This is a genomic window from Streptomyces sp. NBC_01264, assembly GCF_026340675.1.
Classification (GTDB): Bacteria; Actinomycetota; Actinomycetes; order Streptomycetales; family Streptomycetaceae; genus Streptomyces.
This window is the reverse complement of the sequence record NZ_JAPEOX010000001.1, coordinates 2,040,813-2,067,192: the sequence shown is the minus strand read 5'-3', so window position 1 is coordinate 2,067,192 and position 26,380 is coordinate 2,040,813. Positions and strand designations below refer to the sequence as shown.

Below are 26,380 nucleotides of genomic sequence, written 5' to 3'. Positions count from 1 at the left end.
ATTCTGGGGTCAGAGGGGGGCGGAGGGGCAATGGCCGCGCGCCAACTCTCTGCCTCGCTTGCGGAGTTTATCTGACATGTGTTCACTCAGTGTTTCGGCTAGCTGTCCCGCCCATTTCCGACAAGGCGCTTACCGGTCCCGCTGACGTGGCATTCATGCCGGGCGCGCGCAAAAGTTCCGCGCTGACCTCGGAGGTTACCGGATGAGGGCTCGGCTGAAAAGCGTTGTTTATCGATAACCGGCAAGTTCTACACTGTATTTGCGTATCGGTGCTTGCCAGGTGAATGTGCCAAAGCGCCCGTCGGCCAAACCGGCGCGCGCTCCCCGCCAGACACGGCCCCTCCGCGTTATCGATCACGCCGCCGGGGCATCATCGACCGTAACGCGCGCCCGGGTGGCGGATCATTCGACGCCGGCCGGGCCCAGTCGAGGAGGGACGCTCCGATGGGGGAGAAGGTCGTGGCGGGCGGATTCGACCTGTCCGATCGGCAACGGTACCGGAGGAAGCTTCACGAGTGCCTGGAGGTACTGGAGCGACTTCTGGAGGAGAAGAGGTTCGATCGCCCCAAGAACATGATGGGGCTGGAGATCGAGTTGAATCTGGCTGGTGCCGACGGGTTGCCGAGAATGGTGAATGCCCAGGTCCTTGAGCGTATTGCGAGCAACGATTTCCAGACGGAACTGGGAATGTTCAACCTGGAGGTGAACGTCCTCCCGCACCGGCTCGGCGGCCGGGTATTCGACCAGCTCGCCGAGGAACTCAGTGCGGGCCTCGGCTATGCCCACCGGCAGGCTCTGGACGTCGGCGCCGGGGTGGTCATGATCGGAATTCTGCCGACGATCTCCCGCACCGACCTGGTCACCGCCAACTTGTCGGCGGTGGACCGCTACTCCCTGCTCAACGAGCAGATCCTGATGATGCGGGGCGAGGACTTCGTCCTCGACATCGAGGGGGTCGAGCGGCTGACCTGGACCTCCGGGTCGATCGTGCCGGAGGCCGCCTGCACCTCCGTACAACTGCACCTGCAGGTGACTCCGGGGCGCTTCGCGGACGTGTGGAACGCGGCCCAGGCGGTGGCGGCCGTACAGATAGCCGTGGGCGCCAACTCGCCCTTCCTGTTCGGGCGGGAGCTGTGGCGGGAATCGCGGCCGCCGCTCTTCCAGCAGGCCACCGACACCCGGCCGCCCGAACTCCAGGCGCAGGGGGTGCGCCCGCGCACCTGGTTCGGCGAGCGGTGGGTGGACTCGGCGTACGAGCTCTTCGCCGAGAACGTCCGCTATTTCCCGGCCCTGCTGCCGATCTGCGACGAGGAGGAGCCGCTGCGGGTGCTCGCCGAGGGCGGGGTGCCGAGCCTGCAGGAGATGGTGCTGCACAACGGCACCGTCTACCGCTGGAACCGGCCCGTCTACGGGATCGCCGACGGGGTGCCGCACCTGCGCGTGGAGAACCGGGTGCTGCCCGCCGGCCCCACGGTGGCCGACGTCGTCGCCAACGCGGCCTTCTACTACGGGCTGGTACGGACCCTCGCGGACGAGCAGCGCCCGGTGTGGAGCCGGCTGCCCTTCGCGGAGGCGGAGGCCAACTTCGACGCGGCCTGCCGCTACGGCATCGACGCCCGGGTGCGCTGGCCGCGCCGGGGCCGGGGCGGGGGACTGGCGAGCGTGCCCGCGGTCCGGCTGGTACTGGAGGAACTGCTGCCCATGGCGGCGGCCGGACTGGACGCCTGGGGCATCGAGCCCGCCGACCGGGACCACTACCTCGGCATCATCGAGGAGCGGTGCCGGCGCCGGGTGAACGGAGCCACCTGGCAGGTGGACACGTACCACCGGGCCCTCGCGGGCGGGCTGGAGCGGGACGCGGCGCTGGCCGCGACCACGCGCCGCTACAGCGAGCTGAGTCACCGGGGCGATCCCGTGCACACCTGGCCGGTGGGCCTGGGGGGTGGACCCACGGCCTGACCGCCGGCCCGGCCGTCGCCCCCAGCACCAGCCGAGCGCCGGCCGCGGACCGGTTCCGGGGCCCCTCCGGTCCCGCCCGATGATCCCCGCGCCTCGCGGAGGAGGCAGTATGGGGTCATCGGGGCGGGGCGCCCCGCGAGATGTCGCAGCGGTGGCGGGACGGGAGACGGGCGTGCGGACGGAGCCGGAACCGGAGATCGGGGAGCTCGAGCTCGGCGAGCGCGCGGGCGGGCGGGCGATGCTGCGCACCGAGACGCTGCTCGTGCTCGCGCTGTCGCTGGGCGCGAGCGGGGTCTCGGCGCTGATCAGCTTCATCGGCTCGCTGACCAAGCCGGGCGGGCTCAAGGACCAGGCCGCCACGCTCAACGGCTCGTACGCCCCCGGCCGTCCCTGGCTGGACCTGGCCTGGCAGCTGTTCGGCATCGCCAGCGCCCTCGTACCCGTCCTGCTCGTCGCGCACCTGCTGACCCGTGAGGGCGCGCCCGGGCTGAAGGTGCTGGGCTTCGACCGGACCAGGCCCTGGTGGGACCTGGGCCGGGGCGCGCTCGTCGCCGCCTGCATCGGCAGCGCGGGACTGACCTTCTACCTGGGGGCGCGGGCGACCGGCTTCAACCTCACGGTGGTGCCCGAGGCGCTGCCCGACGTGTGGTGGAAGTTCCCCGTGCTGATCCTCTCCGCGGTGCAGAACTCCGTGGTGGAGGAGGTCATCGTGCTGGCCTACCTGCTGCGCAGGCTCGGGCAGCTCGGCTGGTCGCCGATGGCCGCGCTGATGGCCAGCTCCGTGCTGCGTGGCTCGTACCACCTCTACCAGGGCATCGGCGGATTCATCGGGAACGTGGTGATGGGCGTCGTCTTCGTCCTCGCCTACCGGCGCTGGGGCCGGGTCGGACCGCTGGTCGTCGCGCACGCGCTGCTCGACATCGTGGCCTTCGGCGGGTACGCCCTGCTGGCGGGCAAGGTGGGCTGGCTGCCCACCCCGTAGGTTTCCGTCCCAGGCACCCCGCGTAGGGCCGGCGCCCGCCCGCCTACGGGGCGGTGAGCAGCTCGCCGTCGACGACCGTGACCGCGCGCCCGATCAGCAGCGTGCGGTCGCCCAGCAGCCGGACCCGGACCAGGCCGGTGCGGGCTCCGCCCTGGAGGCCGACGAGCTCCGTGCGGCCGAGGCGCTGCGCCCAGAAAGGGGCCAGTGCGGTGTGGGCGCTGCCGGTGACCGGGTCCTCGTTGATGCCGAGGGCGGGGAAGAAGCCGCGCGAGACGAAGTCGTAGCCGCGGGAGGGGTCCTCGGCCGGCGCGGTCACGATGATGCCGCGCCGGGAGTGGCCGCGCAGGGCGGCGTGGTCCGGCGTGAGCTCCCGTACGGCCCGCTCGTCGGCCAGCTCCACCACGAGGTCCCCGATGTGCGCGGCGGTGTCGTGGACCGACTTGGCCGTGGCGCCGAGCGCGCGCTCCACGGCGGCGTCCGGCTCGACCTCGGTCAGGGAGGAGGTCGGGAAGTCCATGACCAGGGTCCCGTCCTCGGCGGCCGTGACCGCCAGGATCCCGCAGCGGGCGGAGAAGCGGACCGTCCCGGTCGCCAGGCCGCTGGTGGCCAGGACGTGGGCGGTGGCCAGCGTCGCGTGGCCGCACATGTCGACCTCGCCGCCCGGGGTGAACCACCGCAGCGCCCAGTCCGCCTCGCCACCCGGCGGGAGCGGATGGACGAAGGCGGTCTCGGAGAGGTTGACCTCGGTGGCGACCTGCTGGAGCCAGGCGTCCGGGGGGAACCCGCCCTCGCCTTCGAGGAGGAGGACTCCGGCGGGGTTGCCGCCGAACGGGCGGTCGGTGAAGGCGTCGACGATTCGGATGCGCATGTCACCGACGGTAGGGACGCGGCGAAGCCGCCTGCAAAGGCCAATCCGGGATGACTGGACTGGTCGACGGCTGTTCGCTGAAGAAGATTCCGATATATCGTTGACGCATCGCGATGGGTCAGCGATAGTAGAGACATCGCAACAGCGACAACGAGTACCGAATGAGGAAAGGAGCGCAGTCATGCGTTCACACGGACAGCACGGACACGACCACGGACATGAGCACGGACGGGGTCACGGCCACTGCGGGCCGGACCGTCGGGAGGAGTTCCAGGGGCGGCGTGCCGCCTTCGGGCCGTTCGGGCCGCCCTTCGGCGGCGGGCCCTTCGGCGGGCGGGGCGGACGCGGCGGACCGCGTGGCCGGGCCCGGCGGGGTGATGTGCGCGCCTCCCTCCTGGCGCTGCTCGCCGACCGGCCGATGCACGGCTACGAGATGATCCAGGAGATCGGCGAGCGCAGCGGCGGGGCCTGGAAGCCCAGCCCGGGGTCGGTCTACCCGACCCTGCAGCTCCTGGAGGACGAGGGCCTCATCACCAGCGAGAGCGAGGGCGGCAAGAAGCTGTTCACGCTCACCGAGGCCGGCCGCACCGAGGCCGAGTCCGGCCCGGACGCCCCCTGGGCGGAGGCCGGCAGGGGCTTCGACTTCGAGGCGATGAACGAGGTCCGGACGGCCGGATTCGGCCTGATGGAGGCCTTCGGCCAGGTCTTCAAGACCGGCACTCCCGCGCAGCGGGAGAAGGCCCTCGCCGTCATCAACGACACCCGCAAGAAGCTCTACCTGATCCTGGCCGACGAGCACTGAGTGCGAGCCGGCGGGACCTCCCGCACACGACGGCGCGCCCCGCGAGAAAGATCGCGGGGCGCGCCGTCGTGTCCGGGTGTGTACGGACCTGCTCGTTCGGGAGGGGTGGTCAGACGACCAGGCCGGAGAGCTTGCGGAGCGACTCGTTCAGGGCGGCGGTGGCCGAGTCCTTGAGCTTGCCCGCCATGAGGGAGACCGCGGCGCCGGTGAACTCGCCGTCGATGCGGACGGTGGTGGCCTCGCCGTCCGGGATCAGGGTGTAGCGGGTCAGGACGGCCACGCCCATCGGCCCCTTGCCGGTGATCGCGAAGACGCGCTCGTCCTCCAGCTCCGATACCGTCCAGAGGACCTCGGCGGGGAAGCCCATCATCTTCATGTTCTCGGCGAAGGTGGAACCCACTGCGAGGGTCTCGGGACCGCCCTTCGGGAAGTTGGTGTGGGTCATGCTCCACTGGCCGTAAGCGTCCCAGTCGGTCAGCTGGGACCAGAGCTTCGCGGCGGACGCCTCGATGCGTGATTCCGCGGTGACTTCAGCCATGCGACCACCCCTTCTCGTCAGGTACGTGCGGCGGAAGGTAGTCCCGGGGGGCGCAACATTCAAGACTGACGACCTGTCAGATATTGGAGGGCGGGGCGGCTGTGGACCCGGCCGGCGCCGGGTCGGTCTCGGGAGCGTCTCAACAGGTGTCACGGCCTCGTCGCTCCTGGCCGGCCCTGCCATGATGTTCGAATGCAAGCGTCAGGGAGACATGCCGGACTGGGCCTCGCCCTCATTGCGGCGATCGCGTTCGGTAGTTCGGGTGTGGCGGCGAAGCCGCTGATCGAGGCGGGTCTGGACCCGCTCCACGTGGTCTGGCTCAGGGTGGCCGGGGCGGCCCTCGTGCTGTCCCCGCTGGCCTGGCGCCATCGCGATCTCGTACGCCGCAAACCCCTGCTGCTCGCGGGCTTCGGGATCGTCGCCGTGGCCGGCGTGCAGGCCTTCTACTTCGCCTCGCTGTCCCGGATCCCCGTCGGTGTCGCGCTGCTGCTGGAGTACCTCGGCCCCGCGCTGCTGCTCGGCTGGATCCGCTTCGTGCAGCGCAAGCCCGTGACCCGGGCCGCCGCGGCCGGAGCCGCCGTCGCCGTCGTGGGTCTCGCCTGCGTGGTGCAGATCTGGGCCGGGCTGAGCCTGGACCCGCTCGGCGTGCTGCTCGGCCTCGCGGCCGCCTGCTGCCAGGCCTTCTACTTCGTCTTCGCCGACCAGGGCAGCGACGGGGACGACGTGCCGGACCCGATCGGCGTGATCACGTACGGCATGATCGTCGGCACCCTCGTGATGACCGTGATCGCCCGGCCCTGGGGGATCGACTGGCAGGTGCTCGGCGGCGAGGCGGCGCTCGGGGACCTGATGGTGCCCGCGTACGCGCTGGTCGGCTGGGTGGTGCTGATCGCGACCGTGTTCGCGTACCTGACCGGCGTCGTCTCCGTGCGCAAGCTGTCCCCGCAGGTCGCCGGCGTGGTGGCCTGCCTGGAGGCGGTCGTGGCGACCGTACTGGCCTGGGTGCTCCTGGGCGAGCACCTCTCGACCTGGCAGATCATCGGCGGCGCGCTGGTGCTGGGCGGGGCGTTCATTGCGCAGACCTCCCGGAAGCCCGCGCCGCCCGGGGTCGCCGAGCCGGTGGCCGCTCTGGACCACGATCCGAGCAAGGTCTAGGCTCGCGATCATGCCGATGACCGTGCTTCCGCCTCCCGCCGTCTAGCGCGGGCGGCTGCCACCACGCAGAAGAACCCGGCCCGGGCCGTGTCCCGGGCGGATTCGCGCTGCCCGCGAAGCGATGACCTGTTCCTTTCATCCTTCACGCACGCGCGGAGACCTCTCGTGTCGATCCAGCCGGACCATTCGAACCAGTCGGACCAAACGCCCGCCACCGGGCGCAGCCTGCTCTACCTCGTCATCGCCGGAACCGCCTGGGGCACGGCGGGGGCGGCGGCCTCGCTGCTCTACCTCGCCAGTGACCTCGGCCCGCTCGCCCTGTCGTTCTGGCGGTGCGCGGGCGGGCTGGCGGTGCTGCTCGCGGTGCTCGCCGTACGCCGACGCCCGCGGGTCGGTGCCGTTGAGGAAGGGGCGGTCACGGGTGGTGCCGTCCGGGCGCGGACCGTCCGGGCGCGGGCATCGGTGGGGTCGCTCATCGGGACCGGGCTCATGTTCACCCTCTTCCAGTCCGCGTACTTCGCCGCCGTGCGGGAGACCGGCCTCGCCGTGGCCACCGTGGTCACCCTCGGATCCGGGCCCGTGCTCATCGCGCTCGGGGCCCGGTACTGGATGGGGGAGCGGCTCGGCCGGGGCGGGATCGTCGCGGTCGCAGGGGCGCTGGCCGGGCTGGCCGTGCTCGTCCTCGGCGGTGGGGGCGGCGAGGTGCGGCCGCTCGGCGTCGGCTGGGCGCTGCTGTCGGCCGGCGGCTACGGGGCCATGACCCTGCGGGCCAGGCTGCTCGGGCGGCGCGGGACGGGCGGGGACCCGCTCGTCACCACCGTCTGGTCCGTCGGGGTGGGCACGGCGTGCCTGCTGCCGTTCGCCCTGCTGGAGGGGCTGATGCCGCATACCGCGGAGCCCGTCCGGGTGCTCTGGCTGCTCGCCTACATGGCCACCGTGCCGACCGCGCTGGCCTACGCGCTCTACTTCAGCGGGGCCGCCGCGGTCCGGGCCGCGACCGTGTCCGTGATCATGCTGATCGAGCCCGTCGGCGCGGCGGCGATCGCCGTCCTGGTGCTCGGGGAGCGGCTGACCGGCGCGGTGGCGCTGGGCACCGTACTCCTGCTGACGGCGGTGGGGGCGCTGATCGCCGCAGAGTCGCGGCGTCCCGCGGGCACCGGGAACGTGGATGCGCCGAAGGGCGGGCCGGAGGTCCGGCCCGCCCTCGCCGCGGAGGCGGTCGTCAGAGCGCGGTGACGTAGTCCGGGACGGGGATGCCCGCGGCGAGGTCGGCGGCCGGGACCGGGGTCCCGTACGCCGGCGCGACCGGGACCACACCGGACCAGTACGGCAGATCGAGGTCCTCGGCGTCGTCGCCCGGGCCGCCGCTGCGGACCTTGGCGGACACCTCGTTCAGGTCCAGGCGGATCACGGCGGTGGCCGCGAGCTCCTTGGCGTTCGCCGGCCGGGAGTCGGCCGAGCGGCCCGGGACGACCTGGTCGACGAGGGCGTCGAGGGCGATCCGGCGCTCCTCGGGGTCGGTCACCTGGTGGGCGGTGCCGTGCACCACCACCGAGCGGTAGTTGAGCGAGTGGTGGAAGGCGGAGCGGGCCAGGACCAGGCCGTCGAGGTGCGTCACGGTGAGGCAGACCGGCAGCCCCGGGTCGGCCTTGTCGGCCGCGAGGAGCGGGCGCGAGCCCGTGGAGCCGTGCACGTAGAGGGTCTGGCCGACCCGGCCGAAGAGGGTCGGCAGGACCACCGGCGCGCCGTCGCGGATGAAGCCGAGGTGGCAGAGGAAGGCCGCGTCCAGTATCGAGTGCACCGTCTCGTGGTCGTAGTGCGCGCGGTCGCGGTAGCGGCTGGGGACGGTACGGTCGGTCGGCGCGTACCCGGTGGCCGGGGCATCCGCGGGCGCGGCCGGTGCCGTGGACGTCTCCGGGGTGGTCTCGGTGGCGGGCGTGACGCTCATGGTGCGGACTCCGTTGTATTAGTGCATACTTGGCTTTGTGCTAGGAGAGTATCTGATCATCGGGCGGCGCGCATCGGAAATCGCCGCGAGTGTGGAAGCGGGCGTCGCCTCGGGCGCGCTCGCGCCGGGAGCGCTGTTGCCGCCGATGCGGGAGCTCGCGGGTGTGCTGGGGGTGAACCCCAACACCGTGGCCGCCGCGTACCGCACGCTGCGCGAGCGCGGGGTCATCGAGACCGACGGACGGCGCGGCAGCCGGGTGCGGGCCCGCCCGGCGACCGCGCCGCGCGACCAGCTGCGGATGGCCGTCCCGGAGGGGGTGCGCGACATCGCCTCCGGCAATCCGGACGTGCGGCTGCTGCCCCCGCTGGGGGACGCGCTGGCGGGCGCGGCCCGCCGGTACGACGCGGAGCCGACGCTGTACGGCCAGGACCCGGTCGCTCCGGAGCTGGCCCGGCTCGCCAGGGCCGCCTTCGACGCGGACGGGGTGCCGGCCGGGGAGCTGGCCGTGGTCTCGGGCGCGCTGGACGGCATCGAGCGGGTGCTGGCCGCGCACCTGCGGCCCGGGGACGCGGTGGCGGTCGAGGACCCGGGGTGGGGGAGCGTGCTCGACCTCGCCCCGGCGCTGGGGCTGCGGGTGGTGCCGGTGGCCGTGGACGACGACGGGCCGCTGCCCGACTCGGTGGAACGGGCGCTGGCCCAGGGCGCCCGGGCGCTGCTCGTGACGGCCCGGGCGCAGAACCCGACCGGTGCGGTGGTGAGCGCCGAGCGGGCCGGGCAGCTGCGGGCGGTGCTCGCCGGGTACCCGGAGGTGGTCGTCGTCGACGACGACCACGGACACGGCATCGTGGACCTGCCGTTGCACGCACTGAGCGGGGTGACCCGCCACTGGGTGCTGATCCGCTCCACCGCGAAGGCGTACGCACCGGACCTGCGGATCGCGGTGCTGACCGGGGACGGGGTCACGCTCGACCGGGTCCGGGGGCGGCAGCGGCTGGGCCCCGGGTGGGTGAGCAGGCTGCTGCAGTACACCGCGGTGGAGCTGTGGAAGGCCGGAGCGGTCGACCACGCGGCGGTCTCGCGGTCCTACGGGGAACGCCGCGACGGCCTGGTCGCGGCACTGGCCCGGCGCGGGGTGAGCGCGCGGGGGAGGAGCGGGTTGAACGTGTGGGTGCCCGTCGCCGAGGAGACGGCGGTGGTGACGCGCCTGCTGGGCGCGGGCTGGGCGGTCGCTCCGGGGGCCCGGTTCAGGGTGGAATCGGGGCCGGCGGTGCGGATGACGATGTCGACGCTGTCCCTGGCGGACGTACCGGTGCTGGCGGAGGCGGTGGCCTCGGCCGTCCGCCCGGCGTCCGGGGGGCGGCTGGACTGACGGCGGGGCCCGGTGCGCACCTGAGACCGGTGCGCACCCGGGCCCGGCCGGCGGGCCCCGCCGACAGGATCCGAAAGGGACGGCCTAGCGGCGTCGGGTCTGCGTGAGGGCCGCGCCGGCCAGGACGATGGCCGCGCCCACCGGGGTGTTCCAGTGGAGCTGCTCGTCCAGGAGCAGGACGCCGGCCGTCGTCGCGATGACCGGGATGAAGTACGTGACCATCTGTGCGGTGGTCGGGCCGATCTCCGTGACCAGGCCGTACTGCATCTGCAGGGCCATGCCCGTGCCCAGGGCGCCCAGGGCGATCACCGACAGGGTCGGCCAGAGCGGGAACGAGGTCGGGGCCGAGGTGAACAGGGCGCTGACCGCTGCCAGTTGCAGGGTGGAGACCAGGAGCTGGGCGCCGGTCAGGGCGACCGGGGAGCCCGGCGTGGAGGCCAGGGTGCGGCGTACGTAGATCCAGCCGATCGGATAGCAGAGCGCGGCCAGCAGGGCGAGCGCGGTGCCCTCGGCGTCGAGCCCCGAGAAGCCCTGCCAGGCGCCGAGGACGGTCAGGACGCCGAGGAAGCCCAGACCCAGGCCCGCGAAGCGGCGGCGTGTGGGGCGGTCCTCGGAGAGCGCGACCAGGGAGAGGGCCATGCCCCACAGCGGGGAGGTGGCGTTGCAGATGCCCGCCAGGCTGGAGGGGATGCTCAGTTCCGCGTACGCGAAGAGGGAGAACGGGGCGGTGTTGAGCAGCAGCGCGGCCACCGTCAGGTGGGCCCAGGTGCGCCGGCCCCGGGGGAGCGGTTCGCGGCGGATCAGGAGCACGGTGAGCAGGGCGAGCGCGCCGAAGAAGACCCGGCCGAGGGCCACCTGGAACGGGGCGTAGGCCTCCGTGCCCACCTTGATCAGCAGGAAGCTGAAGCCCCAGATCACCGAGAGGACCGCGAAGCGCAGGCGCCAGTCCAGGCGGCCGCCGGCGGGAGCCTTCGGGGCGGGGCCGGCGGAGGGGGGTGTGGTGGGGGGCGTGACGGCGGTCGGGGCGGGGGTGCCGGCGGGGACCGGGGTGCTGGAGGGGACCGGGATGCTGGAGGGGACCGGGATGCTGGGGGCGCTCATGACAGCTACCTTCGCCCCTCACGACCTCGTAGGACAAGCGAAAGTTGTTGGGGGTGACGTCGTAGGATCGCTTACATGTTGAACTTGGAGCGGCTCCGCACCCTCGACGCCCTCGCCCGCCACGGCTCCGTCAGCGGCGCCGCCGACGGGATCCACGTCACCACCTCCGCCGTGTCCCAGCAGATGGCGAAACTGGAGCGGGAGGTCGGCCAGCCGCTCCTGGCCAAGAACGGGCGCGGGATCCGGCTCACCGATGCGGGGCGACTCCTCGCCGAGCACGCGGCCCGGATCATCTCCCAGGTCGAGCTCGCCCAGGCCGACGTGGAGGCCAGGCGCGGGTGTGCGGTCGGCGAGCTGCGGATCGCCGCCTTCCCGACCGCCATGCGGGGGCTACTGCCGCAGGTCCTGGCGCAGTTGCGTGCCGAGCACCCCGAACTGCGGCCCCGGGTGCGGGAGCAGGAGCCGGAGGAGAGCATGGCCGCCGTGGTGCGGGGCGACCTCGACATGGCCCTCGCCATCGACTGGCACAACAAGCGGATGCCCGTACCGGCCGAGCTCACCCGGGCGCATCTCCTGGACGACTCCATCGACATCGCGGTGCCGGCGGGGCATCCGCTGGCCGACCGCGCCGGGATCTCCCTCGCCGAAGTCGGCGAGGACGACTGGATCTCCTGGACCGAGGGGCAGTTCTGCCACGAGTGGCTCGTCTCCACCCTGCGCGGAACCGGGATCGAGCCCCGGATCGCGCACATCGCGGAGGAGCACCACACGCAACTGGCCTTCGTCGAGGCCGGTCTGGGCGTGTGCGTGGCCCCCCGGCTGGGGCGCGGCCCCGTACCGCCGGGGGTCCGGCTGCTGCCGGTGTCCGACACCGCCCGGCGGCACGTGTACGTCGTCTGGCGGGCGGACGCCGACCGCCGGCCGTCGATCCGGGCCGCCGTCGAGGCCTTGCGCGGGGCGGCGGCCGCCGCTGCCGGGGAGGGCCGGGCGGCCGACGGGGAGGAAGGCCGGGGCGGGCGGGGTCCGGAGGGGACGGCCTAGGCCGTCTCTTCCGGATCTTGTGGGCCCGGCAGGATCCGGAAGCGACGACCTAGATCTTGCGGAAGTCCCAGGACACGATCGAGTCCGGTGTCAGCCGGATCCAGGCGTGCCGTCCGTCGTGCGGCATCTCCGTGATGCCGAAGTTCTTGACGGGGAAGAGACGTTCCGGCTCCGCCAGTTCCTCGCACGGCTCGCCCGTACGGGGGGCCTCGCCCACGAAGACGGCCGTGCCGGACAGCTCGACCCCGCGCAGTTCGTCGTAGGCCTCGCCGGCGTCCACGACCACCGAGATCCGCGGGTCCTTGCGGAGGTCGGACCAGCGGCGGCTGCGGGTGATGGAGTACAGCCACAGGGAGGTGCCGTCCCAGGCGAACCAGAGCGCGCCCACGTGGGGACGCCCGTCGGAGGAGACGGTGGCCACCCGGCAGGTGCGCTGCTCACGCAGGAAGGCGTCCGTCTCCTCGTCGGTCATCATGATGCGGCGGCCCCGCCGCTGTGCCCTGTTCGTGTGACCGGGTGTCCTGTCCATGTGGTCCGCGCCCCTTCACATCTGACTGTGTGTCAGGAATCATGCGTGCTCTTCCGTCGCCACGCCAGGGGGAGCCATGCCCGATCTCGATCCCGCCACCACCGCACTGCTCACCGTCGAGTGCCAGAACGGTGTCGTCGGCGAGGAGAGCGCCCTCCCCGAGCTGGCGAAGGAGGCGCGGGACTCCGGCATGCTGGACCGGGTCGCCGCGCTGGTCGAGGCCGCGCGCGGGGCCGGGGTGCAGGTGCTCCACGCGGTGGCCGAGCGGCGCCCGGACGGGCTCGGGGCCAACACCAACGCGCGGCTGTTCCGGGCCGCGGGGAAGCTGCCGGTGCGCCAGCTGACCGGCAGCCGGGCCGTGGAGGTCGCCCCGCCCCTCACCGTCGCGGAGCAGGACCTCGTGGTGCGCCGCCTGCACGGGCTCTCCCCGATGGCCGGCACCGACCTGGACGCCCTGCTGCGCAATCTCGGCATCCGGACCCTCGTCGTCACCGGGGTCTCCTCCAACATCGCGATCCCGAACACCGTCTTCGACGCGGTGAACCTCGGCTACCAGGTCGTGGTCCCCTCCGACGCCATCGCCGGGGTGCCCGCGTCCTGCACCGCCGAGGTGATCCGCAACTCCCTCTCGCTCGTCGCGGCCATCACCACGGCCGAAGCCCTCATCGGGCAGTGGGCCCCGGCCCGCTGATCTCCGTACGCCCGGACGGGGCGATAGCGCCCGGTCCCCGTCCGGCCCCCGATGTGTAGTGTGGCGACATGAAGGCAGAGATCCTGCGGGGGCACCTGGAAGGCCTGTTGCTGGCCGTGCTGGAGCCCGGGGAACAGCACGGCTATGCCGTCATCGAAGAACTCAAGCGGCGCAGCGGTGACGCGATCAACCTGCCCACGGGGACGGTCTATCCGGCCCTGCACCGGCTGGAGGCCGCGGGTCTGGTCGGCAGCGAGTGGTCGACCTTCAACGGCCGGCGCCGCCGCAACTACTTCCTCACCACGGCCGGACGCCGCGCCCTGGCCGAGAAGCGCACGGCCTGGCAGGAGGTCTCCTCGGTCATCTCGGTGGTGCTCGGGGGCGGGGCGTGAGCGAAGCCGCGGTACTGCGGCGCTACGCCGAGCACGTCGCCGAACACCTCGTCGGACCGTCTCCAGACGGTCGGAGATCCTCGACGAGGTGCTGGACGGCCTGGAGTGTGCGACCGAGGGCAATCTGGAGGCCTGCGCCGACGCCGAGGATGCCGCGCGGCGCGCCGTACGGGAGTGGGGAACGCCCACCGAGGTCGCCCGGGCCTACAACGACGCCACGCTGCGGCTCAGCGCCAACCGCCTCTCCGTGCGCGCCGTTTGCGCGCTGCCGCTGCTCGCGGCGACCTGGGCCTCAGCCATGCTGGGAGGCCCGGCAGGCCCCTGGCAGGACCGGCATCCGCCGTTGCTGTTGCTGGGGCTGTCCGTCGTCGCGTTCGGCTGCGTGCTCTCCCTGGCGGGAGCCGTCTCCGGGCTCCGCAAGGGCAGCGTCATCGAGGCGGCGGACGCCCGGCGGGACCGCGGGGTCACGACCGGGACGCTCGCGGCCCTCATCGGACTGCTCTGCTTGCTGGGTGCGTTGATCCTGCTGATGCTGAACCGGGGGCTGAGTCATCCCGAATCCCTGGACTGGCCGATGGTCTCCGTCGCGGCGGCCATGACCGTCCTGGCGGGCGGCTATTTCGGGTTGGCCCTGAAGCGTTTCCTCTCGGTCATGCGGGGAGCCGGATCCCCCTGACGCCCCGCGGCGCCCCGTAGCGTCAGGGCGCGGCGCAAGGCTGCACCACCCCGCGCAACGGCGGGATCAGAGCCCCTGGAGGGGCGGCATCCACGGATGGATGCCGCCCCTCCAGGGGCTCTTCGTGCGTCCGGGGCGGAGCCCGCGGCCCGGTCAACTTCCCTGTCGGGTCCCGGCTTTGCGTTGCGCAGGCCGCGCCGGGGCACTACCTTGACCACTCATGTGTAGCTCGGCTACACAATAGCGTCGCTACAGGAGGTGTGCCGTGGAGCGCATGACGCGATGGGTGCTCGCCCATCGGCTGCCCGTGGTCCTGGTCTGGGCGGTGTTCACCCTGGTCGGGGGTGCGCTGTCCAGCAGCACGATCAAGGAGCTCTCGTCCGAGTCCCGCCTCCCGGACAAGCCGGCCCAGGTGGCGAACGACACTCTCGCCCAGCGCTTCTCGCAGACGGGCGGCAAGAACGCCCCGCTGCTCCTCGTCGTGACCGTGCCCGACGGCGCGAGCGCCGACAGCGAGGAGGTGCGCAGGGCCTGGGGCGAGCTGGTCGCCGAGGTCACCCCGGAGGGCGGCCGCAGCGTGTCCTACGCGAACTCCGGCGCCGACTCGCTGATTTCCGCGGACAGGCGGACCACGGTCGCGCTGGTCTATCCGCCGGCGAACCGCACCAACGCCCCCTACGCGCAGTCGCTCCCGGGAATCAGGCAGACGGTCGAGAAGGCGAGGATCGCGGGCGCCCCGGTCGAACTGACCGGCCAGCCCGTCCTGTCCGGACGCGACAGCGGAGCCCAGGGCAGCCCGGTCCACGAGACGCTGATCGGCGCGCTCGGAGCCCTGGTCGTGCTCGGCCTGGTCTTCACCAGCGGCCTGGCCGTCGTCCCCCTGCTGATGGCCGCGGTCGCCATCCCCACCACGTTCCTGCTGGTGCGCGGCATCACCGCGGTCACCGACGTCTCGTTCATCGTGCAGTACCTGGTGGCCCTCATCGGCCTGGGCATCGCCATCGACTACGCCCTCCTCGTCGTCACCCGCTGGCGGGAGGAGCGGCACAAACCCGGAGCCGACGGCCCCGGTCCCGATGACCGCCGCGAGGCCGTCGTACGCTCCGTGGCCAGTGCCGGCCGCGCGGTCGCACTGAGCGGCGCCGCCGTGGCGATCTCGCTCGCCGCGCTCGTGGTGCTCCCCGTGCCCTTCCTGCGCAGCGTCGGCTACGCCGGTCTGCTGATCCCGCTCGTCAGCGTCGCGGTCGCCCTGACCCTGCTGCCCGTCCTGCTGTACTCGTGGGGGGACCGGCTCGACCGGCCGCGCCGGGCGCACAGCCCGGACAGCACGATGTGGGGCCGCATCGCCGGGGTCACCACACGCCGTCCCGCACTCACCGCCGTGATCAGCGGCGCGCTGCTGCTGGCCCTGGCCGCGCCCGTACTCGCCCTGCGTCTGGGGCAGCCGGCCACCGTGACGCTCGCCCAGGGCGGCCGGCCCGCGGCGGCCTTCCAGCGGATCGTCGACGCGGGCTTCGGAGAGGGCATCGCCCGCCCCCTCGAAGTCGTCGTGGAAGCCGGCGCCGGTGACGCGGCGCAGGGCCGGCTCGGCGCTCTCGACGGCGTCGCGGGTTCCGTGGCCCCGGCGGACTGGGAGCGCGGCGGACAGCGCATCGTCGAGGTGTGGACCGAGGCCGACCCGTCGAGCGGCGCCGGCCGGGACACGGTGACGGCGGCCGTGGACGCGGCGGGGGAGCGCCCCGGCGCCCTCGTGGGCGGCGGACCCGCCCAGGACGTCGACTTCATCGACGCGGTCTACGGATCCTTCGGGCTCATACTCGCCTTCGTCGCCCTGCTCACCTTCGTCGTGCTGGCCCGGACCCTGCGCTCGGTGGTCCTTCCCCTGAAGGCCCTGATCCTCAACGCGCTGTCCACCTGTGCGGCGTACGGCGTCGTCGTGCTCGTCTGGCAGGAGGGCCACGGCAGCGAGGCGCTGTTCGGCACCCCGGCGATCGGGGCGGTGACCATCTGGATCCCCATGGCGGTCTTCGCGTTCCTCTTCGGGCTGTCCATGGACTACGAGGTGTTCATCCTCCACCGCATCCGCGAAACCCATCTGGAACTGACCGCCCGGGGCGTGCGCGAGACGGTGGTCCCCTCCGTCGTGACGGGCATCAGCCGGACCGGCCGGCTGGTCACCTCCGCGGCGCTCATCCTCTTCCTGGCCTTCACCGCGCTGGCCTCCGTCCCCGTCACCGACGTGAAGGTGTTCGCCACCGCGCTGGCGGCGGGCATCATCATCGACGCCACCGTCGTGCGGGGTCTGCTCACCCCGGCGCTGGTCACCCTCCTCGGGCGGTCCAACTGGTGGTTCCCCAACGCCTTGGGCCGGCTGCTCGCCATCTCCCCCGGACGGGCCGCCGCCGCTCCCCGACGGGAGCCGTCGGCCGCCCGTTAGCCTGGGGGGATGCTCACAGAAGTGATCGCGACCCGCTACGTGACGCCCCTGCGCGAGGGCGGCTCGCTCCCCGGAATCGTCGAGGCCGACGACCTCGGTACGTACGTCATGAAGTTCACCGGAGCCGGCCAGGGTCGCAAGACCCTGGTCGCCGAGGTCATCTGCGGCCGGCTGGCGCAGCGGCTGGGGCTGCGCGTCCCGCGGCTGGTGCAGATGCAGCTCGACCCCGTCATCGGACTCGGCGAGCCCGACCAGGAGGTCCAGGAGCTGCTGAAGGCCAGCGGCGGGCTGAACCTCGGGATGGACTACCTCCCCGGTTCGATCGGCTTCGACCCGCTCGCGTACCAGGTGGACCCGGTGGAGGCGGGGCGCGTGGTCTGGTTCGACGCCCTGATCAACAACGTCGACCGGTCCTGGCGCAATCCGAACATGCTGGTCTGGCACGGGGACCTCTGGCTCATCGACCACGGCGCCACCATGATCTGGCACCACAACTGGCCCACCGCCGCGAGCGCCTCCGCCAAGCCGTACAACGCCTCCGACCACGTACTGGCCCCGGTCGGCCCGGACATCGCCGCGGCGGCGGCCGCGCTCGCCCCGCTGGTCACCGAGGAACTGCTCACCGAGGTCGCGGCCGACGTGCCCGACGAGTGGCTGGTCGACGAGCCGGGCTTCGGCTCCACCGACGCACTGCGCCGCGCCTATGTGGAAGCCCTGCTGCCGCGCGCGGCCACGATCCACGAGAGGATCACGATGGAGGCCGAGGTGAAGCCCCGGTCGGGTCCGCCCGGCTGGCTCGCCGACCGCCTCGACCCCCGTCCCCGGAAGATGGAGAGCGACAGCGAGTGATCAAGCGGGACGTGTTCGAGTACGCGCTGGTGCGCGTGGTGCCCCGGATGGAGCGCGGCGAGTGCTTCAACGCGGGCGTGATCGTCTACTGCCGGGCGCGCTCGTACGTCGCCGCGCGCACCCTTCTGGACGAGGCCAAGCTCCTCGCGCTGGATCCGCGGGCCGACGTGGCCGGGGTCCGGGCCGCCCTGCGCGGGGTCGAGGGACTGTGCGCCGGAGGCGAGTCGGCCGGTCAGGCGAGCGGCGACGACGCGGGGCGGCGGTTCCGGTGGCTGATCGCGCCGCGCAGCACGGTCGTGCAGCCGGGCCCGGTGCACACCGGCCTGACGGCCGACCCCGCCGCGGAGGTGGAGCGGCTGCTGGACCTGCTGGTCCGGTAGGCGGCTGGATCCACTCCCGTTGACACGGAGTGCCAGGGCTCCTAGCGTCTCCTCAGCTGAAGCTACTAAGCGGTTGCTCACCCCTGAGGGGCCGCTTTCCCAGTGCGAGGAGATCCAGCATGTCCACCACCGAGCAGCGCGTCGCGATCGTGACCGGGGCGGCCCGGGGCATCGGCGCGGCCACCGCCGTACGCCTGGCCGCCGAAGGCCGGGCGGTCGCCGTCCTCGACCTGGACGAGGCGGCCTGCAAGGACACCGTGGAGACGATCACGGCGGCCGGCGGCACGGCCGTCGCGATCGGCTGCGACGTGTCCGACAGCGCGCAGGTGGAGGCGGCCGTCGAGCGGGTGGCGAGCCTGCTCGGCGCCCCGACCATCCTGGTCAACAATGCGGGTGTGCTGCGGGACAACCTGCTGTTCAAGATGAGCGACACCGACTGGGACACCGTCATGAACGTCCACCTGCGCGGTGCGTTCCTGATGTCGAAGGCCTGTCAGAAGCACATGGTGGCAGCCAAGTTCGGCCGGATCGTGAGCCTCTCCAGCAGCTCCGCGCTCGGCAACCGGGGCCAGGCCAACTACTCGGCGGCCAAGGCCGGCCTGCAGGGCTTCACCAAGACCCTGGCCATCGAGCTCGGCAAGTTCGGCATCACCGCGAACGCCGTCGCCCCCGGGTTCATCGTCACCGAGATGACCGCGCACACGGCCGCCCGGGTCGGCATGGACTTCGAGGACTTCCAGGCCGCGGCCGCCACCCAGATCCCGGTGCAGCGCGTCGGGCGCCCGGACGACGTGGCCAACGCCATCGCGTTCTTCACCGGCGAGGCCGCCGGCTTCGTCTCCGGCCAGGTCATGTACGTGGCCGGCGGCCCGCTCAGCTGACGAGAGGCAGGCGCACGTCATGACGTACGACGGAACGGACAGCGGCAGGGTCGCGCTGATCACCGGGGCGAGCCGGGGCATCGGCTACGGCATCGCCGAGGCCCTGGTGGCCCGCGGTGACAGGATCTGCATCACCGGACGGAACGAGGAGTCCCTCAAGGAGGCCGTCGAGCGGCTCGGCGCGGACCGGGTGATCTCGGTCGCGGGCAAGGCGCACGACGAGGCCCATCAGGCCGTCGCCGTGGAACGCACGATGGAGGCCTTCGGCCGGGTCGACTTCCTGATCAACAACGCGGGGACCAACCCGGTCTTCGGGCCGATCGCGGACCTGGACCTCGGGGTCGCCCGCAAGGTCTTCGAGACCAATGTGATCTCGGCGCTCGGCTTCGCCCAGCGGACCTGGCACGCCTGGCAGAAGGAGAACGGCGGCGCGATCGTCAACATCGCCTCGATCGCCGGCGTCTCCGCCTCGCCCTTCATCGGGGCGTACGGGATGAGCAAGGCGGCCATGGTCAACCTGACCCTCCAGCTCGCCCACGAGATGGCGCCGGGGGTCCGGGTCAACGCGATCGCGCCCGCGGTCGTGAAGACCAGGTTCGCCCAGGCCCTCTACGAGGGCCGGGAGCAGGAGGCGGCGGCGGCCTATCCGCTGGGCCGGCTCGGGGTCCCGGAGGACATCGGAGGGGCCGCGGCCTTTCTTACATCTGCACAAGCGGAATGGATCACAGGACAAACTCTCGTCGTCGACGGGGGAATGTTCCTCAATGCCGGAGTGCATTGACCGATAATCGGACGCATTTGCCTCCGAAGAGGAGGCAAATGCGTACCGAATAGGCACGTAATCGGTCAAGTGCCGCACGAAACCTACCCATTGGATTCGTGATGCTCTGCGGTAGGGTCTGCCGCACCCCTGGCTGATCGAGGAGCGTGCACGTGTTCAACCGGACCAGATGCCTGCAGATCTCTGCGGCCCTTGCGTCCATATCCCTGATCTCCGGATGCGGCCTGTTCTCGGACGACGGCGGCAATGGAGATCAGCGGATTGTCGTCGGAACGACGAGCGCACCCACGACCCTCGATCCAGCCGCGGCTTGGGACGGCTCCTGGGAGCTCTACCGGAACGTCTACCAGACCCTGCTGGCGTTCCCCACCGGTGCGACCAAGCCCCAGCCGGACGCGGCCCAGAGCTGCGAGTTCACCGACGCCGGCAACGAGTCGTACCGCTGCACGGTGCGCAAGGGCCTGAAGTTCTCCGACGGCGAGCCGCTCGACGCCAAGGCCGTCAAGCACTCGCTGGACCGGATCATGACCATCAACGCCCCGTCCGGCCCCAAGGCCCTGTTCGGCAGCCTCGACAAGATCGAGACCCCGGACGCGCAGACGGTGGTCTTCCACCTGAAGACCCCGGACGCCACCTTCCCCTTCGTGCTCGGATCCCCGGCCGCGTCGCTCGTCTCGCCGAAGGAGTACCCGGCCGACAAGCTGCGCGAGGGCGACAAGGTCACGGGCTCCGGCCCGTACACCCTGGAGTCGTACAAGGAGGCCGGCGAGGCGGTCCTGAACCGCAACGAGAGCTACAACGGCTTCGCCAACCGCCGCAACGGCGGGGTCACCATCCGCTACTTCGCGGACTCCAAGAAGATGATCGCGGCCCTCAAGGGCAAGGAGATCGACGCGACCTACCGCGGCCTCTCCGCCGACGAGGTCAAGGACCTCCAGTCCCCCGCCTCGCACGACGCGGGCGTCCAGGTCGTCGAGAACGTCGGCTCGGAGATCCGCTACCTGGTCTTCAACCCCTCGGACCCGCTGGTCGCGAAGGTCCCGGTGCGTCAGGCGATCGCGCAGATCGTCGACCGCGGCGCGCTCGTCTCGAAGGTCTACCAGGGCACCGCCGAGCCGCTCTACTCGATGGTCCCCAAGGGCGTCGTCGGCCACAGGACGCCGTTCTACGACTCCTACGGCCAGCCGGACGTGGCCAAGGCCAAGAAGGCCCTCAAGGACGCCGGGATCGCGACGCCGGTGCCCCTGACCTTCTGGTACACCACCGACCGCTACGGCGCCTCCACGGCGGACGAGTTCACCGAGCTCAAGCGCCAGCTCGACGAGAGCGGGCTCTTCAAGATCACCCTGCGCGGCCAGCCCTGGAAGACCTTCCAGGAGGGCTACAAGAAGGGCGAGTACCCGATCTTCGGCCGAGGCTGGTTCCCCGACTTCCCGGACCCGGACAACTTCATCGCGCCGTTCGTCGGCAAGGAGAACGCGGTCGGCACCCCGTACGAGTCCAAGGAGATCGTGGACGTCGTCCTGCCCAAGTCCCGTCGCGAGAGCGACCGGTCGGCCGGAGTCCACGAGTTCGAGAAGGCCCAGCAGATCTTCGCCGACGACGTCCGGCTGCTGCCCCTGTGGCAGGGCAAGCTGTACGTCGCCGCCCGCGACGACATCGCCGGCGCGGAGCGGGCGCTCGACCCGCAGACCGTCATGCAGGTGTGGGAGCTGTACCGCAAGACCAGCTGGTAGCAGGCCCGTAGGCCGCTTCGCCACCCCGCCCGTCCGCACCGCCCACCCGGGCGGGGCGGGCGGGCGTCGCGTTGTCAGTGGCCACCGGTAAGTTCTGGAGCAGTCGCGCGAAGCAGTTGCGCGAGTGCGTATGGACAACGTGTACCGGAGGTTTGTCGCCGTGACCCAGATGCTGCCCGAGTCCTGGCTCCCCGTCCTCGGAGGGGAGCTGGATCAGCCCTACTTCAAGGAGCTCACCGAGTTCGTCGAGAAGGAGCGGGCGAACGGGCCGGTCTACCCGCCCCGCGAGCAGGTCTTCGCGGCCCTGGAGGCCACCGCGTTCGACCAGGTGAAGGTCCTGGTCCTCGGCCAGGACCCCTACCACGGCGCGGGCCAGGGCCACGGGCTGTGCTTCTCCGTGCAGCCCGGCGTGAAGACCCCGCCCTCGCTGCGCAACATCTACAAGGAGATGCAGGCCGAGCTGGGCACCCCCGTCCCGGACAACGGCTACCTGATGCCGTGGGCCGAGCAGGGCGTCCTGCTGCTCAACGCGGTGCTCACCGTCCGCGAGGCGGAGCCCAACTCGCACAAGGGCAAGGGCTGGGAGAAGTTCACCGACGCGGTGATCCGCGCGGTGGCCGAGCGCCCCGACCCGGCCGTGTTCGTCCTCTGGGGGGCGTACGCGCAGAAGAAGCTCCCGCTGATCGACGAGGAGCGGCACATCGTTGTCAAGGGCGCCCACCCCTCCCCGCTGTCGGCCAAGAAGTTCTTCGGCTCCCGGCCCTTCACCCAGATCAACGAGGCCGTCGCCGCCCAGGGCCATGCGCCGATCGACTGGCGGATTCCGGACCTGGGCTGACGGCCGACCGCGCCTAGGCGGCATTGCAGGTGCCTGCGGCTAGCGTCTTGATGATCGGACCGGAGCAGGTCTGACGGGAACGAGCCGGAGGCCGCGTTGACGGAGCAGCAGGAGGCGTCCGAGGACGCCGTCATGACCAGGATCGGCCAAGCGGTCATCCTGCTGCACGCCGGCGACCGCGAGGAGGCCCGCAACCGGCTCGGCGAGATCTGGTCCGAGCTCGGCACGGAGGGCGACTCCCTGCACCGCTGCACGCTCGCCCACTACCTGGCCGACGCGCAGGACGACCCCGCCGAGGAGCTGGCCTGGGACCTGCGCGCCCTGACGGCCGCGCACGCCGATGCCGACGGCCCCGGTCCGCCGGCGGCCGTACGGGTCTTCTACCCCTCGCTGCACCTGAGCCTGGCCGCCGACTACGTGAAGCTACGGCGTCCCGAGGCGGCCCGGATCCACTTGGCGCGGGCCCGCGCCGCCACCGGGGCCCTGGCCGACGACGGGTACGGGAACGGCGTACGGGCCGCCATCGCCCGGCTGGAGCTCCGGCTCGCGACGGAACCGGAGGAGGGGCGCAGACCCTTCCCGGAGCAGAACCAGTAGTGCGGGCGGACAGGGTCCGACGGGGGCCGGGCGGAGCCGGGCCGTCAGCCGCCCTGGACGCCCGCGCAGATACGGGCCTCCGGGCTGTCCGGATGCCAGCGCCCGTGCCGGCGGCCCAGCGCGCACACGTCGGCCGGCCGCACCGGCAGCTCCCGCACCAGTTCGCGGGGCACCTCGCCGCCCTCGCCGCGCGGCCGCCCCTGGTGCTTCCCGCCGGGACGCCCGTCGGCGTGCTCCCGGTGCACGCCGGGCTGCCGGGGCTCCGGGATGTCAGGGACCGGGGCGGCGGCCGCCGGGGCTCCGCGGTCCCCTCGCCGGCCCTTGCCGGCCGCCTCCGCGTCCGGGATCGCGGCCCGCGGGACGGCGGCCCGGCCGGACGTGGAGGGGGCCGGGCCGGCCGGCCGTCCCGGCGCGGCCTCCACGGCCTCCAGCGCCTCCAGGGCGGGTGCCCGGACGACCACCGGGGCGGCCGCCTCCCCGCCGAGGGGCTCGTGCCGGGGCGGCGCCCCCGGGGTGCCGGGGGCGGTCGCCGGCTGCACGGGGGCCGGGGTCACGTTCACGCAGCCGGAGACGGCCGAGACCGCGCAGGCGACGCCGAGCAGCAGCTTTGTCGTGGTTCGGGTTGGATGCACTCACACCACTCTGCTGTGCGAGGACCCCGCGCGGAAAACCCGGAGCCGATATTCACCCCGCACGGGTGACGGCTACTCGCCCGTGGCGCCGTCGAGGTGCTCGCGCAGCAGGTCGGCGTGGCCGTTGTGGCGCGCGTACTCCTCGATCATGTGGGTGTAGACCCAGCGCAGGCTGAACACCTCGCCCCGGCGGTGGCTTTCGGGCTTGGAGACCAGCTCCAGGGAGCGGCCGGCCGCGGCCTGCCGGGCCAGTTCGATCTCGGTCCGCCAGACCCGCTCGGATTCGGCCCAGGTGTCCCGGTCGGTGAACTGGAAGTCCCCGTCCGGGTTTTCGCCGGTGCAGTACAGCTCGGGCAGGTCCTCGGCCAGCATGACCTCCCGGAACCAGTACCGTTCCACCTCCGCCATGTGGCGCACCAGCCCCAGCAGGCTCAGTGCGGACGGCGGCAGCGGGGTGGTGCGCAGCTGCGCGTCGGACAGGCCCTCGCACTTCCAGGCCAGGGTGGAGCGGTGGTAGTCGAGCCAGCCGTCGAGCATCTCCCGCTCGTCGGCCGTGGTGGAGGGTTCGGGGCGGTGGGATCCGTCGCTGGTGGTCATGGCCCCCATCCTGGTCGAACACGGCCGTGGCCATCAACGATTAGGCTGCGTACTCCCACAAGGAACGAACCTGGAGGTCCCGGTGAAGGTCGGCTGTATCGGACTCGGCGACATCGCGCAGAAGGCGTACCTGCCCGTCCTGACCACCCGCCCGGGGCTCGAACTGCACCTGCAGACCAGGACCCCGGCCACCCTCGAGCGGGTCGGCGCCCAGCACCGCGTCCCGGCCGAACGCCTGCACACCGACCTCGACTCGCTGCTCGCCCAGAAGCTCGACGCGGCCTTCGTGCACGCCCCGACCGCCGTGCACCCCGAGATCGTGGAACGGCTGCTCGAGGCGGGCGTGCCGACGTACGTCGACAAGCCGATCGCCTACGAGCTCGCGCAATCGCGCCGCCTGGTCGAACTGGCCGAGGAACGCGGGGTTTCCCTCGCCGTCGGCTTCAACCGCCGCCACGCGCCCGGCTACGCACAGTGCGCCGACCACGCGCGCGACCTCATCGTCATGCAGAAGAACCGGGTCGGCCTGCCCGAGGACGTACGGACCTTCGTCCTGGACGACTTCATCCACGTCGTCGACACGCTGCGCTTCCTGCTGCCCGGCGAGGCCGACCAGGTCGACGTACGGGCCGTGGTGCGGGACGGCCTGATGAGCCAGGTCGTGCTCCAGCTGTCCGGTACGGGCTTCACCGCGCTCGGCATCATGAACCGCCTCTCCGGTTCCACGGAGGAGGTGCTGGAGGTCTCCGGGCAGGACACCAAGCGCCAGGTCGTCAACCTCGCGGAGGTCATCGACCACAAGGGTCAGCCCACGGTCCGGCGGCGCGGGGACTGGGTGTCGGTGGCCCGCCAGCGCGGCATCGAGCAGGTCGTCGACTCCTTCCTGGAGGCCGTCGCCACGGGGACGACCCTCAGCGCGCGCGACGCCCTGCTGACCCACGAACTGTGCGAGCGCGTGGTGCGCTCGGCGCTGGAGCAGGCGTCCTGAGCTACCCCCGTACGGAGCGGGCGCCCGAGACCGCGCAGTACGCGGCCAGGGCGGCCAGGGCGGCCAGCGCGGCGCCCACCGCCCAGTCCCCGAAGCGGACGTAGAGGGTCGTGCCCCGGGCGAGCGGGACCTCGTAGACCCGAGCCGTCCGGGCCGAGGTCGACAGCGCGGACCCGATCCGCTCGCCGGAGGGGCCGTGCACCGCGCTGATCCCGGTCAGGGTGGCGTGCACCTCGGGCCGGCCGGTCTCCGCCGCCCGCAGCGCGGACAGCGAGGCGTGCTGGGCCGGGGCCCAGCCGTCCTGGAAGCTGGACGTGGCCGACTGGTCGATCAGCACGGAGGCTCCGTCGCGGACGAGGCGCCGGCTCATGTCGGGGAACGCCGATTCGAAGCAGACCAGCGGGCCGAGGCGGACGTCCGCCCGGCCGGGCAGGTCCATGAGGACCTGTGCGTCGCCCGGGACGCGGTTCTCGTCGGCCGCCTTGCCGACCGAGGTGGCCCAGCCCAGCAGTTCGCGGGCCGGCACGTACTCCCCGAAGGGAACCAGGCGCATCTTGTCGTACCGGTCACCGGTCGGGCCCCCGGGACCGAGGAGCACCGCCGATTTGCGGATCCCCGGCCGGTCGGCGGCCCGCGCGTCCACGTTGACCAGCAGCGGAGCCCCCACCCGCGCCGACAGGTCGGCGAGCCGCCGGGCCAGGTCCGGGCGGGCCGTCAGGTCCTCGCCGACACTGCTCTCGCCCCACACCACGAGGTCGGGGCGCTGCCCGGCCAGGGGCGCGGTCAGCTGCTCACCGGCGGCGAACCGCCGCTCCGCGCTGTCCGGGCCGTCCGCGACCGTGCCCGGCTGTACGACGGCCACGCGGAGGATGCCCGAGACCTCCGGACGGGGCGCCCACAGCCACACCACCCCCGTCAGCACCGCGCAGCCCGTCACCCCGGCCAGCGCCGCCACCCGGGCCGCCCTCGGGGCCGTGATCAGCAGCGCCAGGGCGCAGTTCACCGCCACGACCAGCAGGCCGACCAGCCAGACTCCGCCCACCGATGCCAGCCGCAGCGCGGGGGCCACCTGCCACTGACTGGCGCCGAGCAGCCCCCACGGCCCGCCCAGCCCGTTCCAGGACCGGGCCAGCTCCGACAGCAGCCAGCCCGCCGGTACGAGGACCAGCGCGGCGCCCGCCCGGCGCCCCCCGGGCCGTCCGCCGAGCAACTCCCGTACCAGCAGGGCCCAGGGGATCCAGAGCAGGCCCAGCAGCGCCGCCAGGGCGAACAGGAACACGTGCAGGCTGGGCAGCAGCCAGTGGTGCACGGCGAAGACGAAGCCGGCGCCGCCCAGCCAGCCCTCCAGGGCCGCGCGCCGGCCGGTGGGGGCCGACCTCAGCAGCAGGATCCAGGGCACGAGGGCGACGTAGGCGAACCACCACAGCGCGGGGGCGGGGAAGGCGAGGCAGGGCAGGGCCCCCGCCGTGACGGCCGCCACCGCACGCCACCACAGGACCCGCCGCGGGACCGAAGAGCCCGTCGAGACCGTCAGCATGGTGTTGGGCCTCCGCTTCCCGGGTGGAACAGCCCCGCCCGCCGAACCGCTGTATAGCGGCGCCGCCGCATCGCCG

Annotated in this window: 26 protein-coding genes and 1 pseudogene; 19 read left to right on the top strand and 8 right to left on the bottom strand. The window is 72.4% G+C overall.

Annotated features, from left to right (window positions below; all coding sequences use genetic code 11):
• Window positions 1-444 precede the first annotated feature (444 nt).
• Complete coding sequence (locus OG435_RS09430; protein WP_266876375.1) at window positions 445-1,959, top strand: glutamate-cysteine ligase family protein; 1,515 nt, start codon at window positions 445-447, stop codon at window positions 1,957-1,959.
• 238 nt (window positions 1,960-2,197) lie between these two features.
• Entirely contained in the window at window positions 2,198-2,941 is a 744-nt protein-coding gene (locus OG435_RS09425; protein ID WP_266881588.1) for a CPBP family intramembrane glutamic endopeptidase, read from the top strand.
• A 43-nt stretch (window positions 2,942-2,984) separates the two neighbouring features.
• Here OG435_RS09425 and OG435_RS09420 read toward each other — a convergent pair whose 3' ends face one another.
• The gene (locus OG435_RS09420; protein ID WP_266876374.1) at window positions 2,985-3,809 is read right to left on the bottom strand and encodes a PhzF family phenazine biosynthesis protein; all 825 of its coding nucleotides are present in this window, start codon (window positions 3,807-3,809) and stop codon (window positions 2,985-2,987) included.
• 181 nt (window positions 3,810-3,990) lie between these two features.
• On the opposite strand from OG435_RS09420, the gene OG435_RS09415 reads away from it, so the two are divergent.
• Window positions 3,991-4,611 (top strand): PadR family transcriptional regulator, encoded by a 621-nt coding sequence (locus OG435_RS09415; protein ID WP_266876373.1) that lies wholly within the window; start codon window positions 3,991-3,993, stop codon window positions 4,609-4,611.
• A gap of 109 nt (window positions 4,612-4,720) precedes the next feature.
• Here the strand turns inward: OG435_RS09415 and OG435_RS09410 are convergent, their stop codons facing one another.
• A complete protein-coding gene (locus OG435_RS09410) occupies window positions 4,721-5,149 on the bottom strand; it encodes a type II toxin-antitoxin system Rv0910 family toxin (RefSeq protein ID WP_266876372.1) in 429 nt (142 codons plus the stop codon).
• A 192-nt stretch (window positions 5,150-5,341) separates the two neighbouring features.
• On the opposite strand from OG435_RS09410, the gene OG435_RS09405 reads away from it, so the two are divergent.
• Together OG435_RS09405 and OG435_RS09400 are read left to right on the top strand one after the other, a co-directional pair.
• Window positions 5,342-6,304, top strand: coding sequence for an EamA family transporter (locus tag OG435_RS09405; protein ID WP_266876371.1), 963 nt, complete (start codon window positions 5,342-5,344; stop codon window positions 6,302-6,304).
• 165 nt (window positions 6,305-6,469) lie between these two features.
• The gene (locus OG435_RS09400; RefSeq protein ID WP_266876370.1) at window positions 6,470-7,540 is read left to right on the top strand and encodes a DMT family transporter; all 1,071 of its coding nucleotides are present in this window, start codon (window positions 6,470-6,472) and stop codon (window positions 7,538-7,540) included.
• Here the strand turns inward: OG435_RS09400 and OG435_RS09395 are convergent.
• Window positions 7,527-8,252 (bottom strand): pyridoxamine 5'-phosphate oxidase family protein, encoded by a 726-nt coding sequence (locus tag OG435_RS09395; RefSeq protein WP_266876369.1) that lies wholly within the window; start codon window positions 8,250-8,252, stop codon window positions 7,527-7,529. The two genes, OG435_RS09400 and OG435_RS09395, sit on opposite strands and share 14 nt — an antisense overlap.
• 37 nt (window positions 8,253-8,289) lie before the next feature.
• On the opposite strand from OG435_RS09395, the gene OG435_RS09390 reads away from it, so the two are divergent.
• Window positions 8,290-9,621 (top strand): aminotransferase class I/II-fold pyridoxal phosphate-dependent enzyme, encoded by a 1,332-nt coding sequence (locus OG435_RS09390; protein WP_266876368.1) that lies wholly within the window; start codon window positions 8,290-8,292, stop codon window positions 9,619-9,621.
• An 84-nt stretch (window positions 9,622-9,705) separates the two neighbouring features.
• Here OG435_RS09390 and OG435_RS09385 read toward each other — a convergent pair whose 3' ends face one another.
• Complete coding sequence (locus tag OG435_RS09385) at window positions 9,706-10,722, bottom strand: DMT family transporter (RefSeq protein WP_266876367.1); 1,017 nt, start codon at window positions 10,720-10,722, stop codon at window positions 9,706-9,708.
• Window positions 10,723-10,797: 75 nt separating this feature from the next.
• Here OG435_RS09385 and OG435_RS09380 point away from each other — a divergent pair, with 75 nt between their 5' ends.
• Window positions 10,798-11,763 carry a LysR family transcriptional regulator gene (locus OG435_RS09380; protein WP_266876366.1) on the top strand — a complete coding sequence of 322 codons (966 nt, stop codon included), beginning with the start codon at window positions 10,798-10,800 and terminating at the stop codon, window positions 11,761-11,763.
• A gap of 49 nt (window positions 11,764-11,812) precedes the next feature.
• Here OG435_RS09380 and OG435_RS09375 read toward each other — a convergent pair whose 3' ends face one another.
• Complete coding sequence (locus tag OG435_RS09375; protein ID WP_266876365.1) at window positions 11,813-12,292, bottom strand: pyridoxamine 5'-phosphate oxidase family protein; 480 nt, start codon at window positions 12,290-12,292, stop codon at window positions 11,813-11,815.
• A 76-nt stretch (window positions 12,293-12,368) separates the two neighbouring features.
• On the opposite strand from OG435_RS09375, the gene OG435_RS09370 reads away from it, so the two are divergent.
• The 11 genes from OG435_RS09370 to OG435_RS09320 all read left to right on the top strand — a co-directional run bounded on the left by OG435_RS09370 (window position 12,369) and on the right by OG435_RS09320 (window position 22,550).
• Window positions 12,369-12,983 (top strand): cysteine hydrolase, encoded by a 615-nt coding sequence (locus OG435_RS09370; protein WP_266876364.1) that lies wholly within the window; start codon window positions 12,369-12,371, stop codon window positions 12,981-12,983.
• A gap of 68 nt (window positions 12,984-13,051) precedes the next feature.
• On the top strand, window positions 13,052-13,375 hold the full coding sequence (locus OG435_RS09365) for a PadR family transcriptional regulator (RefSeq protein ID WP_266876363.1): 324 nt from the start codon (window positions 13,052-13,054) through the stop codon (window positions 13,373-13,375).
• Window positions 13,376-13,463: 88 nt separating this feature from the next.
• Entirely contained in the window at window positions 13,464-14,051 is a 588-nt protein-coding gene (locus OG435_RS09360) for a hypothetical protein (RefSeq protein ID WP_266876362.1), read from the top strand.
• Between the two features lie 274 nt (window positions 14,052-14,325).
• The gene (locus tag OG435_RS09355; protein WP_266881586.1) at window positions 14,326-16,488 is read left to right on the top strand and encodes an MMPL family transporter; all 2,163 of its coding nucleotides are present in this window, start codon (window positions 14,326-14,328) and stop codon (window positions 16,486-16,488) included.
• A gap of 9 nt (window positions 16,489-16,497) precedes the next feature.
• Window positions 16,498-17,337, top strand: a complete 840-nt coding sequence (locus OG435_RS09350; protein WP_266876361.1) for a HipA family kinase — start codon at window positions 16,498-16,500, stop codon at window positions 17,335-17,337.
• Window positions 17,334-17,717: a DUF3037 domain-containing protein gene (locus OG435_RS09345; protein ID WP_266876360.1), complete on the top strand. Its 384-nt coding sequence runs from the start codon at window positions 17,334-17,336 to the stop codon at window positions 17,715-17,717. Before OG435_RS09350 ends, OG435_RS09345 begins: the two co-directional genes overlap by 4 nt.
• Window positions 17,718-17,836: 119 nt before the next feature.
• Entirely contained in the window at window positions 17,837-18,598 is a 762-nt protein-coding gene (fabG, locus tag OG435_RS09340) for a 3-oxoacyl-ACP reductase FabG (RefSeq protein ID WP_266876359.1), read from the top strand.
• 19 nt (window positions 18,599-18,617) lie between these two features.
• Window positions 18,618-19,379, top strand: coding sequence for an SDR family oxidoreductase (locus OG435_RS09335; protein ID WP_266876358.1), 762 nt, complete (start codon window positions 18,618-18,620; stop codon window positions 19,377-19,379).
• A 152-nt stretch (window positions 19,380-19,531) separates the two neighbouring features.
• Window positions 19,532-21,115: an ABC transporter substrate-binding protein gene (locus OG435_RS09330; RefSeq protein ID WP_266876357.1), complete on the top strand. Its 1,584-nt coding sequence runs from the start codon at window positions 19,532-19,534 to the stop codon at window positions 21,113-21,115.
• Between the two features lie 130 nt (window positions 21,116-21,245).
• Window positions 21,246-21,953 carry a uracil-DNA glycosylase gene (locus OG435_RS09325; protein ID WP_266881585.1) on the top strand — a complete coding sequence of 236 codons (708 nt, stop codon included), beginning with the start codon at window positions 21,246-21,248 and terminating at the stop codon, window positions 21,951-21,953.
• Window positions 21,954-22,049: 96 nt separating this feature from the next.
• A complete protein-coding gene (locus OG435_RS09320; RefSeq protein WP_266876356.1) occupies window positions 22,050-22,550 on the top strand; it encodes a hypothetical protein in 501 nt (166 codons plus the stop codon).
• Between the two features lie 44 nt (window positions 22,551-22,594).
• Here OG435_RS09320 and OG435_RS09315 read toward each other — a convergent pair whose 3' ends face one another.
• Window positions 22,595-23,182 (bottom strand): hypothetical protein, encoded by a 588-nt coding sequence (locus OG435_RS09315; RefSeq protein ID WP_266876355.1) that lies wholly within the window; start codon window positions 23,180-23,182, stop codon window positions 22,595-22,597.
• Window positions 23,183-23,254: 72 nt separating this feature from the next.
• The gene (locus tag OG435_RS09310; RefSeq protein WP_266876354.1) at window positions 23,255-23,779 is read right to left on the bottom strand and encodes a DinB family protein; all 525 of its coding nucleotides are present in this window, start codon (window positions 23,777-23,779) and stop codon (window positions 23,255-23,257) included.
• Between the two features lie 82 nt (window positions 23,780-23,861).
• Here OG435_RS09310 and OG435_RS09305 point away from each other — a divergent pair, with 82 nt between their 5' ends.
• The gene (locus tag OG435_RS09305; protein ID WP_266881584.1) at window positions 23,862-24,767 is read left to right on the top strand and encodes a Gfo/Idh/MocA family protein; all 906 of its coding nucleotides are present in this window, start codon (window positions 23,862-23,864) and stop codon (window positions 24,765-24,767) included.
• On the opposite strand, the pseudogene lnt reads toward OG435_RS09305, so the two are convergent.
• Window positions 24,691-26,304, bottom strand: a pseudogene (gene lnt / locus OG435_RS09300) (apolipoprotein N-acyltransferase). The gene OG435_RS09305 and the pseudogene lnt sit on opposite strands and share 77 nt — an antisense overlap.
• Between the last annotated feature and the right edge of the window lie 76 nt (window positions 26,305-26,380).